Source organism: Nostoc sp. FACHB-888 (genome assembly GCF_014696655.1).
In the GTDB taxonomy this organism is placed as follows: Bacteria; Cyanobacteriota; Cyanobacteriia; order Cyanobacteriales; family Nostocaceae; genus Nostoc.
This window is the reverse complement of sequence record NZ_JACJQM010000111.1, coordinates 1-15456: the sequence shown is the minus strand read 5'-3', so window position 1 is coordinate 15456 and position 15456 is coordinate 1. Positions and strand designations below refer to the sequence as shown.

Genomic DNA, 15456 nt, shown 5'->3' with positions numbered 1-15456 from the left:
CAGCTTGAGCCAGAATCAGAGTATGCAGTGGTGCGGTGGACTGCTAAAGGATTACCCCAGCAACAGCAAGCGTTGATGGCGAATGTGGGCTTATCCTGAAACGTTCCATCTTTTAGGAGAATCTGGTAAACCTCATCTTCTGCCCACAGTTCCAACCATTCCCGTTGTAAGCACTCTTGGTAAAACTGACTCCACCGAGATGAAAGCCAGCGCTCGTCAGTTTCACGGTCATAACGCCACAGCTTGAAGGCGAGGTTCCAATGTGCAAGGAAGTCGAGCGCCACCGGCTTGGACTGCATCAATATCTCCTTATCCCCAGGAACGAGCATCAACTCCTCACACAGTCGGGGAAGCTCCACAGTCATACCGCCGTACTCAACGGTGTACCATTCGATTCCGCTAATGCCTTGGCTTACTTGTTGTGCCCAAATTGCTTGTCGTTTACCCTGTGTATCTTGCGCTCTTTTTCGGAACATATCGAAACGCAATACTGTTTCTACTGGGGATAATTCACCTTTCGCTACGTGTTGTAGTGCCATGTCACAGGCTCCTTCCCAACCGGTTACGTTTATTTGGTCTATCTGTTGGGCAAGTTCTGCTGCTCTTGGGTCTTGAAATCGTGTCATTAACCTATCTATCCAGATGAATTATTGTTTGTGTCGTTAGCAGATGTTACAATTCTTAATACGTTTATGTTCTCCGGTCGGTATCAGCTTAATAGCCAATAGCGCTCAGAATTCGGGCAGCTGAATAGTTAAAGATTGATGGTTATTAAACTGATACTTTTTCCTTCTTGCTAGCGAAAGCCCCCGCCTGCCTTAGCGCTGCACTAGGACTGGGATGAGCGAAGAACTCTTCTATAGCTTTGGTCAACCCATCCGCAACAGCCGGCTCGTGACAAGCGTAGACATAGATGGGCTGTTGAACGCCATTGACCAATCGCGTTTCTTGGCGATCGCCCAATTGTGGGTAAAACGTGCGAACCCATGTCCCAAGATGTCCGCGATAGTGAGCGCCGCTCAGGGGGACTTTCTTTCCAAGTTCGCTCTCTGCAAAGTTGACTACGCCAAGCCAGCGTTCTTCTGAAGGGGTTAGCAATTTTCTGTTGTGTTCTGCCAGAAGGTTCCCGGCATAGTCTTTGAATTGCTGTTCCATGTATGGGTTGAGTTTGCCACCAGTTAACTCAGCTAAAGTCTTCATTGCCAGGACAAGAGTATGCAATCGTTGTTCAACTGGGGGGAGGGCTGGTGTGGAAGATTGTTCTTGTGGTTGAGTGGCGGGTTTTGTCCAGCCCATAATGTCTTGCATCCAGGCGCGAACACCAATCCGGTTAAAAGCTTTGCATACAAGTCTGGCTTGCTGCTTGCAGTGCCGCCCAGCATCAAAAGCGTAATATTCAATAACGGCAGCAACACCCATATCAGGTATTCCCTCATTCCAGGTTTCCAGTGCCGCAGGGGTAAACCCTTGTTGTATAAGACTTTGGGCTAATGCAGAGGGTTGCAGTGCCGCACTTAGTAACGCACGACGAAGCGAAGAATCTTGTACGTCTGCCAGCCTTGCAGTTGCCCGAATACTGGCTTTACCTTGTCCATTAGAGTCAACAGTGATTTCTTGCTTTATCTGTTCAATAATTTGAGCTACTTCGATTTGTGACATAACTTTAATTGGGTGAGAAATTTTCGTTATTGAGTAAAGAGAATTAGACATTTACGCGCACCAAACTTTTTTCACCAACCAGTGAGAAACGATTCGATATAGTTAGTGTCTTAATTAACGTTGGTGATACCAATTCGACGACATAAAACCAAGAACTATTCACCAGTCCAATCCCCAGAATCAGCCGTTGCTTTGTTCCCTTATCGTGAGAACAGAGGATTACTCTTTCGCCCAGAACGAAGGCAGGTTTTTGCACACTGATGGCTTCTAATTCTCCAGTCCCGATGATTTGATTTTGTGTGGCGTGCAGTATTTCATCACGGCAATCAATTGAATAAATCCAGCACTCATGCTTCCATTGCATACCGCAACAGTAGCCAAATCTTCTTGTGGTTCTCAGATAAACTCTCTCCAGTAAATTCACCTCAACAGGTGGAATTGTTCCACGCCAAGGTGGAGAGAGATACCAGCTTGTTTGAAGTGTGTTAATGTTGTCAATCATGATTTTCCCCCTGGAATTAATAACCTAAAAATCCTCGGCGATCTCCAACAAAAAGCCGCGTCCGGTATTCTGTACTTGCACCAGTTCTTTATCCAGCAGAGTTTGAATGACTGAATCCGAGAATTGGAATTGCAAACGATGCAATGGAACACAACCACCGCAAAGCTGAAGTAAACGCAGCAAGTGCTTGGCTCTACCCTCAAAGTTGTCTGTAGACTTAGCCATTGTTTGCACCTTGAGTTAATACAGTTAACTGTCGGTTGAGAATGCTTATTTGCTGTTGGTAAAAGTTAATCTCTGCGGTAATTTCTGAGAATAATTCTTCTGGTGTGAGCGGCTGAATTTGATTCTCTTGCAAGTAAGATATTTCATCAGAATTTTTGTTAGGCATCAGCACATAGCGCCAACCATCATCAAATTGTTCAGCCAACTCTGTACCCAAAGGATAGTAATAAAGTCCCAGGATGATGCCCTGTTGTGTACGCTGTTCCAAGTTAAAGCGAGGGTAGGGCCAGTGTTGAGGGATTGATATTGTGGCTTGCATATTTGTGATTAATGAATGGAGGGAATGTATTTTAGGGAAAAGGGAAAAGGGGTAAGGGTAAGGGGGAAAGGAATGAAGAAATTTACCTTTTTAACCAATACCTTTAACCTTTTCCCAGGCGAAGCCCAAGACTTACGCTGTTACTAACTCCGCTTTTTCCAGCAGGCGCTGCAATTTATCGCCAGTTAGCTGTTCTAAGGGTTGGTCTAAAAAATATTCATCAAAAATGGATTTACCATCAGTAGACACATCCACCATCGACAGCGATCGCACTGCATCATAGACCGAGTTAGAATACTGCTGTTGACCTGAATAACCCAGGATTACCCACCAGTTACCGTTAGTGCATCCGACTTGACCCAATTTGCATAGTTTGCCGTCTTCAGTATCGTGGGTATAAATCCCATCATCGAGAATTTCAAAGCCGTAATTCTGGCACTCGTTGAAGATATGCGCCATGATGTGGTTTTCGGTCGTGGGGGGTGTTGCTTCTTTTTCCTGCACAGGTAATGAGCCATCTTTGTAGTGAGTGCAGATGAAGCGATCGCAACGCATTAGAGTGTTGGCACGAAATAATTCTTTATCGTTGATCATGACTACCCAGCGTTGCGTTAAATGGTTGTCGTCATGGCTGATGCTGGCTACCAGTTTGTCATCAGCGTAATATTCGTGATGGTCAAACGAGATTTCGACTATTGTGAGGAGTTCGGGAGCGATGGCTTGGGCTTGGTCAGCGATGAAGTGGTCGAGTTCGGCTTGGGCTGCGGCTTGTTCGTCGGGGGCAGTGGGGGCGACTTTCTGAATCTTGCTTGCCTGATAGTTAACAATGGCGGAAATCCACGCATCCTTACAGCGTTTATCGCTTACTTCGACTGTGCAGGCGATTTCGCTGTAGATTTGCTTGAGACGGGCAATCGATTTCAGTTGCAGCTGTTGTGCTGTGTAAAAGGCGTGAGTCATAATGAATAAGTTCCTAAAGGGACAGAAAGCGCTTCAGATTGACCGTCGGTAGCGCTTTCTTTATTCACATAGTAGCACTATTTTAACGCTACCACAACATCTTTTTTAATCAAAGTAGCGTTACCCTCGTGCTACAATGGAGGAAGTATAGTTTTGGAGTAGTGCTATGGTGTTGTCGATGGTTACAGCCAAAAAGCGAATATCGCTTTATTTGGACGAAGCATTAAAGTCTGACTTAGAACGGCTAGCTAAGATTAGGAAGCGTTCTCTGTCAAATTTAATAGAAGTCCTTTGCGAAGAAGAGTTAGAGCGTGCCAGGAATAATGGAGAGTTAAAGGATGCTTGACCTCAAGCCATTAACTTCCGCACTATTTTCAGTGGCTCTACAGAAGCGATCGCTTAGGGGTTCAGTTGAGGTTCTGGCGGTAGAAGCTGAAATTAACCGCTCTTAAGCGTTTGTAGCCCTGACTACAGCCATAATTTTGTGAGCCAGTCTGAGCAAATACCCTTGAGAAGGGTGAAATCATGGCTAAACCATCCTCAAAGCCCAAAAAATCCACCGTCTCTTCATCCACTGACAGCACATCACCAGATAATCTTGCTCAAGAAGAAGACCCAGCTACAGCAACCATTACCGTTACTGCTGTTGAAATTCCCGAATTAACCGAGCAGGAAATTAGCGATCGCTTGCATTTGGAACGGCAAGTAGAAAAAGCGTTTTACCTTGCGGGTAAAGCCTTAACGGAATTACGAGACAGAAAGCTGTACCGAAGTACGCACAAAACTTTTGAAGAATACTGCCGTGAGCGTTTTGGTTTTGAGCGGCGTTATCCGTATAGGTTAATGGAAAGTACAGTGGTCGTGGATAATCTCATGAAAATGTGTCCTATTAGGACACATTTTCAAAATGATTTGGACACATCTACTCCAGATTCCAGCGAAACACAAGTTTTACCCATCAACGAATATCAGTTACGACCTTTGATTCCGTTAGAGCCGGAAGTACAAAGAGAAGCATGGCAGCAGGCCGTAGAGGCAGCAGGTGGTAAAGTTCCAAGTGGTAGGATTGTGAAGGATGTGGTGCAGCGCATTATTGAGCGAACCAGAGTACCAAACACCTACCAGTTAGGCGAAGTCTGTCAAATTCTTGCAAAAGACAACCCAGAACTCAGAGGTAAGGGCGGGTGTTGGGGCATTGTCAACCACGTTGGAGAATTCAGTTGCACAGTGACAACCTGGGATGGAGAATATACTGTAAGAATCGCCCACCTCAAGCCACTGAACTATCTGCCTGCGGAATGTCAGCAGATGCAGTTGATTAGCGATCGCATTAATCAACTACGGGACAATGAGAATCTAGAAGAAGCTGCCCATAATATGCTGGAGCACTTGGGGAAATTAAAGCGACCGTATTTGACTGCGGTGGAGGAGAAGTTGTTGAGTGTGATTGAGCAGGAATATGGGGTTAATGAAGGAAATGAGCCGATTGCACATTCGTGAAGATGACTTGACAGGTAAAAATATTGCTGACCTTCTGAGGGAACATCTCAAAAATATGCATGAGATTACCCCACCAGAAAGTGTTCATGCTCTTGATATAGAGGCATTGCGTTCGCCTGATATTACTTTTTGGACGGCTTGGGATGGCGAAGAACTGCTTGGATGCGGGGCATTGAAAGAACTAGATTCAAGAAGCGGTGAAATCAAATCAATGCGTACCGTCAAGGCTCACCGACGTAGGGGTGTCGCCTCAAAGATTCTGGAACAGATTATTAAAGAAGCCCAACGACGTGGTTACGATTGCTTGAATTTAGAAACAGGGGCAATTCCAGAATTCGCTTCAGCACGAGCCTTGTATACACGGTATGGGTTTGAGTACCGAGTCCCCTTTGCAGAATACATTGATGATCCAAACAGCGTATTTATGACGAAAAAGCTTGCTTGATTGGTTAGTAATAATTACCCTTAACGCTCAGGTGATTTGCGATGCCTGCGGCGGGCTACGCCTACGCTTACGCGAATATATTCGGATTCACTCTTTGGAGACAGTCAAAAATCTGTTGCAGTTATTGGAGAAGCCCAAGCGTGCTTATCTTACTGCTGTGGAAGAGAAATTGTTGAGTTTGGTGGAGTATGAATACGGGGGAGATATAATCTAGAGCGGTAAAACTTGCTAGAGGTAGGTTGGAAGCATAGTAAACTCGTTTGATTTTCTAAGACGCATACGTAATTAAGCCTTTAGTCTCACCTCTCCAGTTAGTTTTGCCGTTCTAGGTTTTTACTGAACAGCGGATGAGGTATAGGGGAAAGACTTTTAGTCCCGAATGGCACGCTTGTTAAGCATAAACCCTTGATATAACTGGATGAGAGGGTGTGGAGTGTGGGGTTGCAGGTATTGGGGAATCAAGAAAATGTTGAACTCCTTGACGCAACTAAAGTCTAATTGTCTTAAACACATTCAGCCTACACCTCTAAACCCATCCCTAGCAAAGGTTTTATCTTTACAAGCGTAACACTCGTATGTATTAGAAGTATTTTATACTAACTCTGGTACAGCATTGGCTATTTTATTTGCTACTTCTGGTGGATCTAAGCGATACCGTAATTCGACTCCGGTTACCATACCTTGGGCATTGCTTATGAACCTATATTGGTAGAAACTATTTGATTTGAAGACAAATTCAGTTGGAGAAACTGGGAAATACTCCAATGGAGGACAACCCTCGTTTCGGGAGAACAGGATATTGTTCTGGCAGGTAACAGTAATTTCAGCGCCGTCATGAAATCGGTATACACCCTCATAAGAAGCAAGAAGTTCTGAACTAACCTGGATTGTTGGTGGCTCTTGATAGGGTTTTCCAATAGTATGTGTAGCAATCTTTACTATCAGGGGTTCAAGTAGACGCTCTTTGTGCTGATTATTTGAGAGTACCGCGACAAAAATACGCTCGTTTGGCATCCGAATAGCGTGAGCCGCGAATCCGTCGATTCCGCCATCGTGTTCCACTATTTGATGTCCCTGATAATTGGTAATAAACCAACCATAGCCATAATTACAATTAACTAATCTTGTTGTCGTAAATGCTCGTCTAAGCGTTTCCTGTGAAACTAATTTAGCTGTGTAAAGTGCTGCATCCCATTTTGCTAAGTCATCCACAGTTGAAGCCAATGAACCCGCAGCATAAGGTATTGTCATACTCATATATTCTGCATTGAGATAACCGTCAGTTCCTTTTTGATAGCCACAAGCGCGTCGAGGAATAATACGTTGTGGCATATCATAGCAAGACTGTTTCATTTCCAACGTATCAAAGATGTTTTGTTGAACAAATTGCTCATAAGTCAGCCCTGATATTGTTTCAATAATCGCCCCAAGAAGAAAGTATCCAGAGTTGGTATAAAACCAACGCTTCCCCGGTGCAAACTGCATAGGCTGATATTTGAAAAAGTCAATTAACTCTTCAACGGTAAAATCTTTCCTCTGTAAAGAGTGCATCTGAGGCATCGCTGTGTAGTTTTGTATGCCATTAGTATGAGTTAACAAATGTTCTATTGTTATTAAGTAGTCATGAGTTGGGTAGTTGGGCAAAAACTTAGTAATTGGGTCATCAAGATCGAGCTTACCTTGTTCCATCAGCATCAGCACAGCGACTGCTGTGAACTGTTTTGAGATTGAGCCGAGACGGAAAACCATGTCTGGCTCAATTGTCACTCCAAGTTCTAAGTTTGCTATTCCATACCCTTTGCGATGGATAACCTCACCAGCTTGGGTGACGATAACAGCCACTCCAGGTTCATTTGGAGTGAATGCAGATTGTACAAGGTCATCGATTGCTTTTGATAAGTTATGACTAGTCAACATCGAAAACTCCGAAATTATTACAAAAAGGACGGCTTTCAAGGAAGTAATTTTTCTAGCTACTATGCAGATGTTCTAAGGCTATTCGCTGTTGATAATTGAGTATTTTTGGGTTTCTTAGGCGTTAATGAACAGGGTGTAGGGCGTGGGGAACCCCATTATTTAATTATGGGGTTTCAAATAAGGCACTTGCCAAGAATAAATCAGCCCAGCCGTATCAATAATATTTTTGGCAAAACCGAGATATCTAGGCGCTTTCGCCTTGAGGGCGAAAGCGACGGCTGGGCTGATTTATTTATTGGACTCCCTAATGACGCTGTATTTCATCGCCTCCAATACGGTTCGGATAAGCTTTTGAGGCAGTTCTTGTGCAGGGGAGGAAAGAGAGTAGCAAGTTCTCTTTCCCTACTTCTGTTCTTTGCCTGCTCAAGAACTGCTCGCCTCAACAATAACTTTGTTAACCGAACCGTATTGTCCCTACACCCGAACCTGCAACCCCATACCCCGCCCCGTTTGCGTAACCCCTGGCAGAGAAGGGGTTTGTTCAAAAGGAGATTTGGCTATGGTTTTACGACCAATAGACAACGGTAAAGACACTGCCTTGGCCTAGAACTATCAGAACACCAGTGTGGTTTTTCATTGCAGATAAGATTAAACCGGGATTCTATTTCAGAAAGAGGCGTTTGAACTCAGGCTAGATTTCCATTACTAAGTTTGGTGGCACGTCTGGGTAAGTGCGCGGCAGCCAGGTTAGACGCTGCACTAGTTTTACAGTCCAGGACTTACAGACTTTAACTCCCACCATCAACGACCAATTAAGAAGTGACAACAGAAATTACTAAAGTTGCAGTGTCTTTATGTAGAAACTGCGGTCAAATCCCAAAACCGGGTATAGCAATAATCAAAGCCTTGCTTACTTATGCAGGCTAGTCATCAACTATACGCTGACTTTCCTCCTAAAACGACCTATTTGGCACTAGAGGTAAGAAGCGAAACTGAACCAACGAGCAACGAGAAAGTCGTCGGTCATATCTACACTTAAACCTTTAATACTTGATATATTGATAGCAAAATATCTCCGATTACTCAAGCCCTTCGGAGAAGATTTTTCAGAATATTAATATTTTTTTGTCGCCTAATAACAGCTTTGCTACAAACGACGACTTTCTCGCTTTGCTCTTATAATAGACAAGAATTGATTAGGTGTCAAGAGCATTCGCTCACTGTCGAAAGTTTTTCTTAAGCATAAAGGTGAGCGCACAATCGGTTTCATCAAACAGACAACTACACAACTATTATTTTAATTGCTATCCCAATCATGAAATTTATATTTGACAGGAGAGGTGTGGTAAGGATTCAGGTCTAATATTTAGGAAGTAGGGATGGGCGAGACAGATAATTATTGGAATTAGCCAGTAGAGCTTGTGCAAAAAAATCAATAACAGACCTACCTTGACGACGACAGGTTTGCACCACAGTCAACAAATTGGCAGTGTGTTGAAACCGCTCCATTGAACGGGAACCACCACTAACTTTACGTTTTGTGACAGCTAAACGCAGCGTTCGCGAAGCGTGTCCGAAGGACTCTCGTTCAGCCTGATTGTTATCAGGGGGGATTTCAGGATAGTCAAGGAAATACCACCATTAATTTGCTTTATCGCGCAAAGAACGTAAAAGCTGACCTGCTGTCGCCCCAGGCAAGTTAATCCATAGATCAATACAGGAATGCAACTTGGTGGTCAAGAATTAGTCTCAAAAAGGCAGTTTCTCCCAAAACTTTGATTCAGACTCAAATCCCACTGCCAAATAAACTTCTAGCCTCTATCAAAATCTGGAATTTGAACACAGGCAAGGAAATATGCAGTCTAAATGCCCATTCAAGTTCTTCGCCATCAATCCTACGTATTAGTCCACTAGTGGAATGTAGCCTAAATTAGGAGCGCCACTGAAATGCTACTGTACGTTTGCTCAATATTTCTTTTCAAGATAGTGAACTTCAGGATGATCTTCTCGTTGTCCTAAATCAACCCATCCGTGATTGAGATAAAATCTCATTGCCACTCGATTCGTAGGACTGACGTTCAAGCGGGCTGAGTGACAACCCAGACGCTTGAAAAAATGGGCTGCGTGTTGATCTAACTGCTGACCAAAACCGTGACCTCGAAACTCTGGAGTCAGGTAAAACAGATTGACGTAGCCAACGCTTGAATCGTGTTGACAACGCATCATCTCAATTTGCCCAATGATTTGCTCTTCTTTCCAAACGTGTACACAACTGTTCGGGATTTCTGCCATTCGCTGTCTGAGCCACTGCAAATATTCTCCAGATCCGCTTCCATCCTCTTTATAAAACCGAGCGGCTGAACCAAAGCTGCAAATGAAAGAGTCTGCTCTGAACTGAACGCATAAATCTTGATCCCGTTCTAGGTTGATAGGTTTGAACTCAAGTGTAGAAGATTTCAATCTTGTTTCTCCTGGCTAAATTTTTGACAAGATTCAATTAAATGGATTTCCAGACTACTAGATGTCACCTCAGTAGGAGATAGAATCGTTAGGATCTTACCAGTCTACTCTTCTCCATTCCATCTCCCCGAAATACCTATTGAGCCAAAATGACTATTACCTGCAAACTTCTTTTAGAAAATCACGCTCAAGATTGGCAAGAAGCAACTGTGCATCCCTTTCTAGAACAGTGTCAATTAGGTATAATTCAACCCCAGCAATTCAATACATGGTTGATGCAAGATTATCTGTTTGTTGTGGAATTTACGCGGATGGTAGGGCGAGTATTAGCCAGCGCACCTCCAGAACATTTTGATGTGATACTTGGAGGACTGGCAGCTCTTAAAGACGAACTCAATTGGTTTCAAGAAAAAGCTACCCAACGACAACTGAATCTTAATATAAAAAAACAATCAACCTGTAGAGAATACTGTGAATATATAGAGAGTCTTGCAGACAAGCCTTATCCTGTACAAGCAACTGCATTTTGGGCTATTGAATTAGCCTATAATCAAGGTTGGCAACTACCAGGTAAGATGCCTGCACCTTACAATGAATTTGCACAAAGATGGGGAAATACTGATTTTACAAAATATGTAAAACTTTTGTCACAGCAAGCTGATGAGGTTTTAGAAACGGCACAGGAAGATATTCAAAAACAAGCTGAAGAATCTTTTTTAAGAGTAGCAAAATTTGAACATAATTTCTGGCAGATGGCTTTTCACACAGCACAGCATGAATCAAAATAGTTTTCAACAAACGAGTGTGAAACGCCGACAAATTCTTCTTGATTTTTTACAGCCGAACCTGTAACCCCAGACCCAAAAACCAGTAATAACAAGGGTTAGCGCTTTTTTAAAGTGTGCCATTCAATTATGACCTAATATTGAGAATCAACTTAACCGGAACATGATCTTAGCAAGCTTCCCAAACCCTTGAGTAAAGGCATATTCAATCTCTGCGGCATCACAAATCTCTGTTAGTTTGGATTTTAGCCCAGGAAGTTCTCTAACCTCAATACAGATATTTACATATACATCTTTAACTTCCACATGGAACAATCCAGCATTTATATTTAAAAAATCACCTGTTAGCATTGAACAGTAAGTTAAAGATTCTTTCCATTGTGATTTGTACTTCACTCGAAAATAATTATCGCCTAAATTCTTTTTGAACTTAGATGACTTTTCCTGTGGTTTTGGTTCCCAGAATATACTATTCTCTAACTGCCCAAGGGCTTCTATTGTCGTTACATTAGTCGCCACATTGCTACTGCCTTGTTGTTTTAGCTTTTTCTGTTCAACAAAAGACATAGCCAAGATGCGGTTCTTATGTCGTTCAAAAGCTTCCTTGTACAGTTCCCATGCTTTTTTGGTAATTGCTGATTGGGATGGCTCAACCATTTTAACGATTTCGCGCCAATCACCAAGAGTAAATCTAGTAATATTTTCAATAAAAGCGATGAAAATGGCGCTATAAATTTTAGTGGGACTCGCACCCCGTAAACCTTGCCTTCGGATCGTATCAGTAACTAAGTCTAATCTGTAAGTAGAAACAGAAAGGTCAATTTCTGCAAGCTCAAGGCTAAAACCCTGCCTAAGTCGAATTCTGCTAAAATTTGGCTTTGCAGAATTTTCTTTAGTAATAAAATCAATCGTTTCACCACAGCTTGGACAAATAGCTTGGTGATGTTGAATTAGCACTCCATCCTCGTCAACTTCGGCTTCAATAGCTAATTCATCAGTTAGTGGTTTAAAAATATGGGTACAATGCTCACATTGAATTAAGCCTTTGTTTTGTATTTCTGATATAGTTTTAGGCAATAAACTCCATTTGCGTGGTTCATCAGGAAGCCCATGTTTTTTCCAATTATCGGTAATGTCAATAATCACCGCAGTTGGTTTTAAAGCGTAAGTTCTTAGAACCCGCCCCAGCATTTGCAGCCACATAGTAGAGCTTTCAGTTGGACGGACACAGTAAACGCACTCAATATTAGGGCAATCAAAGCCCTCAGTTAAGATTTCGTAATTAGTAATTACTTGGGTAGTGCCATTGCGAAAACGCTGCAATATTTCTAATCTCTCTTGTGGGGGAGTTTTCCCATCCAAATGTTCGGCACTAATATAATTACGAGAAAATTCCGCCGCCAGGGCACGAGAATGTTCTAAGCTACAAGCGAAAATAACTGTACGAAGATTTCGTGCATATTTAAAGTAATTCTCAAGGATTTCACTAACCCCAATCTGACTAGTAACGGCAACTGCTAAATCTTTAGCTCTAAAATCCCCACGAGATTTTGCAACTCCAAGAGTAGAAATAGTTTGATTCGTTGCAAATAATCGAAAGTTACTTAAATACCCAGCTTGAATTAAGTAAGCCGTGTCAATGCCAATAACCAAATCATCAAATAAATCAACAAAACCTTGACCGTCAATTCTCTGAGGAGTGGCAGTTACACCTAATATCTGGGCGCTTTCATAATGTTCAATTAGTCGCCGATAAGATAAAGCAGTTGCATGATGCGCCTCATCTAATATCAAAAGTCCAATGTTCATTGGCAACTCTAATACTTCTCGTCTACTCAACGTTTGAACGCTAGCAACTTGGATTCTCCGTTCAGGATTAGCCAGAACACGTGCTTTGATAATTCCAACTGGTTCACCGATAATTTGCTCTAACTTTTCAGCAGCTTGAGATATCAACTCAATCCGATGGGCAATGACTAAAACTTGCTTCCCTTGCTCAAAAAATTTATGGGAAATATGTGCAAAACACACCATTTTTCCGGCGGCTGTCGGGAGTTGTCCAAGCACCCGCCTATTACCTTTTTCCCAAGAATTCCAAATATCTTTTATCCACTGATGTTGATAATCTCTAAGCTCGTAGATAACAGGCATTCAATCTACCTCAACAATAATTTTTCTCCCGGGGGAATATTGCTCATTATGCCATAAGCTTTTAAAGTTAAAATACCGAGAATCTCAATTCTAAAAGTAGTAAAGATGTTTTGGGTTGAGTTGATGCGATTTTACTTCATAAAGAGCAAATTAGATAGACTAAAAATATAGATTTACCAAATTGTTAGTTTATTTGCGATAATCTTAGTGAGTAGAAGTTGAACATAGTGCAGGGTACAAATCGATTTTGATAGCTCAAGGTAATCAGTATCATCTCCAAATATCTCGTTTAGGAATTGCTGACTATATTTTGGTTAACCTTTCAATATAGTAAGCGTTTTCAGGGTTTATAAACGACCCAATTAGTGTTTCATCAGATGTAGTATTATACATTTGGTACGGTGGCTGATAATGCCAGCGAGTAAGTTTTTCTGCCTCAGCTTTTTCATTGGTTCAAAGCAAAAGTGCATTGACATACTCCTAACCGCTCACCCTGTACCTTTTGCTAGAGGAAAGCATACGCCGGACTCACAGGTAAAAATGTTACAATATATTACTCAAATGGTTATCCCCACCTCAAACAAGAGTATTCGCACCTACCAGAATAATTGACAATCAAACTATCTGTGTACTATCGTTTTTAGTACAACATTTCCGCAGCCATAATTTAATGCTTCATAACTGAATAAAATATCTAGAGGTAGTTTTGAAATTCTTAAAAACGCCACGTCTGTTCGTCCGTCACTTTTTGCCAGAGGATTCAGCTGCACTGTTTCGGCTACATAGTAATCCTAAGGTAGCGCAGTGGATGGGTGATGGGCAGCCCCTGACTTATGAACAGTGTGTTAAATGGATTGAAGTTTCGCTGTGTAACTATCAAACCAAAGGTTTCGGGGCTTCGGCAGTGGTGGAGAAGAGCACAAATGAATTTGTCGGGTGTTGCGGAATTGTGTACGATCCAGAACGGACTAACCCCCCAATCCCGGAGATTATTTACAGTTTTGAGCCGCATTGGTGGGGGCAGGGTTTAGCCAGTGAGCTGGTTCCAGCCTTGCTTGACTATGGGCTGACACAGTGTGGACTAGCGCAGATTTTTGCCACAATCTATCCAGAAAATTTAGCGTCACAACGAGTGCTTGAAAAAGCTGGAATGATCTTTGAGCGAAAAGAAACCGACCCGAACGGGGTGTTCTCATTGGTATATTCTACTAGATAGACAGAAGTCAGAACGTGAAAACACCTTTTACTGGCGGTTGTATGTGTGGTGCAATCCGCTATGAATGTTCGGCAAATTTTTCTTCTAGTTCTAAAATTCTGGAGTTAAGTTTCTCTATGGCGATCGGCTGCTCAACAATTACGTCTACCAGTTATTCCGGAGCTAATAGGAGCTGGGTTTCACACTCTAATTTCACAAGCAGGTCTTTTCCCATAATTGTGATATTCCGTTTCAGATGTCACATTTATCAATACCTCTTGACCTGAATCCTTACATTTTTATTACTAAATCAAGGATGATACTTTAGTTACGATAATGGAGGTTAACTAGCTCCAGTAAAATCAAGCATATTTTCTTTGTTACAAGCATTGATAATACAAAAGATTGTATCGTTAACTAAACTTTCGATTGTTTCTTTACTAATCGAAGGTTCAGAGAACATGAAGTTTAAAATCATCATGCCTTGGAATGTTGTAATTGCAGTACCAAAAACACCACCAAATATTGCTTGAGTAAACACAAAACTAATCTCTTCAAGTTGGAATAAACCATAATTGCTGGGAATATCTATTCGACCAATATTACTAACATTCAGTGTCACGGGTGTTTTATTTGGATGAGATAAAAATGTTTTATAAATTTTTTTAGACATTAATACTATACTAAAAAGATTCTCATTATCTAAATTCCTTTTTATCTGTTCTCTGACATCTCGCGCTAAATCCCAAAGAGTTGTATTTATGTCTAGCTTATGTAATGTAGTAAGAGCCGAAAATAACATACCTAAGTTTTCTTTAGTCACTTCTGGCTTGAAATGTTTTCTTAAATCAACAGGAGAGTTGCAACTAAGGGGTAAAATTTCTTCATTTTTACTTCTGATTCTTCTAGCCACTGCCAACATCATTGCTGCACATAAAGCACCATGTACCGTTGTACTTTCCTTCCGACACCTTTCTACCAATTCTGTAGTAATTTCTTTATTAAACTTCCTTTGAATCATGTTACAACGACGTAATTCTATAGGAACGTACTTCTCAGATTTTAAAGATTTAGAACGATGTAAACTCAGTTTTAACTGGAAACGCAACAGAAATAAAATGCTTTTTATTAATGCGATTTTACCCTGCATTGATTTTGGCATCAATTCTTGAATATCTGGGAGTGGATGTAAGCTAGAAATATTATTTTCTATTTTTCTCTCTACAATCTTCTGGCAGTAAGCCAAAATCTCTGAACATCGGTGAGAGGTTAGGACAAAGTGTCTTTTGTCAATCAGTTAAAATACTCAAAACATTTAAATAAGAATGATAATCGTGT

The 15456-nt window shown here is 41.7% G+C and carries 16 protein-coding genes and 1 pseudogene; 6 read left to right on the top strand and 11 right to left on the bottom strand.

The window, feature by feature from the left end:
• From H6G26_RS31790 to H6G26_RS31765, 6 genes are all read right to left on the bottom strand, one after another.
• Nucleotides 1-626: hypothetical protein (locus H6G26_RS31790; RefSeq protein WP_190734687.1), on the bottom strand; the 626-nt coding region annotated here is incomplete at its 3' end.
• Nucleotides 627-771: 145 nt separating this feature from the next.
• Complete coding sequence (locus H6G26_RS31785; protein ID WP_190734685.1) at nucleotides 772-1659, bottom strand: hypothetical protein; 888 nt, start codon at nucleotides 1657-1659, stop codon at nucleotides 772-774.
• Nucleotides 1660-1702: 43 nt separating this feature from the next.
• Nucleotides 1703-2161 carry a DUF1392 domain-containing protein gene (locus tag H6G26_RS31780; RefSeq protein WP_190734683.1) on the bottom strand — a complete coding sequence of 153 codons (459 nt, stop codon included), beginning with the start codon at nucleotides 2159-2161 and terminating at the stop codon, nucleotides 1703-1705.
• A 24-nt stretch (nucleotides 2162-2185) separates the two neighbouring features.
• Nucleotides 2186-2386, bottom strand: a complete 201-nt coding sequence (locus H6G26_RS31775) for a hypothetical protein (protein WP_190734681.1) — start codon at nucleotides 2384-2386, stop codon at nucleotides 2186-2188.
• Nucleotides 2379-2705, bottom strand: coding sequence for a hypothetical protein (locus H6G26_RS31770; RefSeq protein ID WP_190734679.1), 327 nt, complete (start codon nucleotides 2703-2705; stop codon nucleotides 2379-2381). Before H6G26_RS31770 ends, H6G26_RS31775 begins: the two co-directional genes overlap by 8 nt.
• A gap of 132 nt (nucleotides 2706-2837) precedes the next feature.
• Complete coding sequence (locus H6G26_RS31765) at nucleotides 2838-3665, bottom strand: hypothetical protein (protein WP_190734677.1); 828 nt, start codon at nucleotides 3663-3665, stop codon at nucleotides 2838-2840.
• Nucleotides 3666-3831: 166 nt separating this feature from the next.
• Between H6G26_RS31765 and H6G26_RS31760 the strand changes: the two genes are divergently transcribed.
• The 4 genes from H6G26_RS31760 (at nucleotide 3832) to H6G26_RS31745 (ending at nucleotide 5824) form a co-directional block, all read left to right on the top strand.
• Nucleotides 3832-4011, top strand: coding sequence for a hypothetical protein (locus tag H6G26_RS31760; RefSeq protein ID WP_190734675.1), 180 nt, complete (start codon nucleotides 3832-3834; stop codon nucleotides 4009-4011).
• A gap of 179 nt (nucleotides 4012-4190) precedes the next feature.
• Entirely contained in the window at nucleotides 4191-5165 is a 975-nt protein-coding gene (locus H6G26_RS31755) for a hypothetical protein (protein WP_190734673.1), read from the top strand.
• Entirely contained in the window at nucleotides 5143-5610 is a 468-nt protein-coding gene (locus tag H6G26_RS31750) for a GNAT family N-acetyltransferase (RefSeq protein WP_190734672.1), read from the top strand. The genes H6G26_RS31755 and H6G26_RS31750 overlap by 23 nt, the downstream gene beginning before the upstream one ends.
• A complete protein-coding gene (locus H6G26_RS31745; protein ID WP_190734670.1) occupies nucleotides 5603-5824 on the top strand; it encodes a hypothetical protein in 222 nt (73 codons plus the stop codon). Before H6G26_RS31750 ends, H6G26_RS31745 begins: the two co-directional genes overlap by 8 nt.
• 377 nt (nucleotides 5825-6201) lie before the next feature.
• On the opposite strand, the gene H6G26_RS31740 is transcribed toward H6G26_RS31745, so the two are convergent.
• The 3 genes and pseudogenes from H6G26_RS31740 to H6G26_RS31730 form a co-directional block, all read right to left on the bottom strand.
• Complete coding sequence (locus tag H6G26_RS31740) at nucleotides 6202-7527, bottom strand: serine hydrolase (RefSeq protein ID WP_190734668.1); 1326 nt, start codon at nucleotides 7525-7527, stop codon at nucleotides 6202-6204.
• Between the two features lie 1359 nt (nucleotides 7528-8886).
• A pseudogene (locus tag H6G26_RS31735) lies at nucleotides 8887-9243 on the bottom strand (transposase); the annotation flags it as partial.
• A gap of 249 nt (nucleotides 9244-9492) precedes the next feature.
• Nucleotides 9493-9987, bottom strand: coding sequence for a GNAT family N-acetyltransferase (locus tag H6G26_RS31730; RefSeq protein WP_190734666.1), 495 nt, complete (start codon nucleotides 9985-9987; stop codon nucleotides 9493-9495).
• A gap of 149 nt (nucleotides 9988-10136) precedes the next feature.
• Between H6G26_RS31730 and H6G26_RS31725 the strand changes: the two genes are divergently transcribed.
• Nucleotides 10137-10775 carry a TenA family transcriptional regulator gene (locus H6G26_RS31725; protein WP_190734664.1) on the top strand — a complete coding sequence of 213 codons (639 nt, stop codon included), beginning with the start codon at nucleotides 10137-10139 and terminating at the stop codon, nucleotides 10773-10775.
• Between the two features lie 144 nt (nucleotides 10776-10919).
• On the opposite strand, the gene H6G26_RS31720 is transcribed toward H6G26_RS31725, so the two are convergent.
• Nucleotides 10920-12923, bottom strand: a complete 2004-nt coding sequence (locus H6G26_RS31720; RefSeq protein WP_190734663.1) for a DEAD/DEAH box helicase — start codon at nucleotides 12921-12923, stop codon at nucleotides 10920-10922.
• Between the two features lie 706 nt (nucleotides 12924-13629).
• On the opposite strand from H6G26_RS31720, the gene H6G26_RS31715 reads away from it, so the two are divergent.
• Nucleotides 13630-14139, top strand: a complete 510-nt coding sequence (locus H6G26_RS31715) for a GNAT family N-acetyltransferase (RefSeq protein WP_190734661.1) — start codon at nucleotides 13630-13632, stop codon at nucleotides 14137-14139.
• Between the two features lie 322 nt (nucleotides 14140-14461).
• On the opposite strand, the gene H6G26_RS31710 is transcribed toward H6G26_RS31715, so the two are convergent.
• On the bottom strand, nucleotides 14462-15364 hold the full coding sequence (locus tag H6G26_RS31710; protein ID WP_190734659.1) for a hypothetical protein: 903 nt from the start codon (nucleotides 15362-15364) through the stop codon (nucleotides 14462-14464).
• Between the last annotated feature and the right edge of the window lie 92 nt (nucleotides 15365-15456).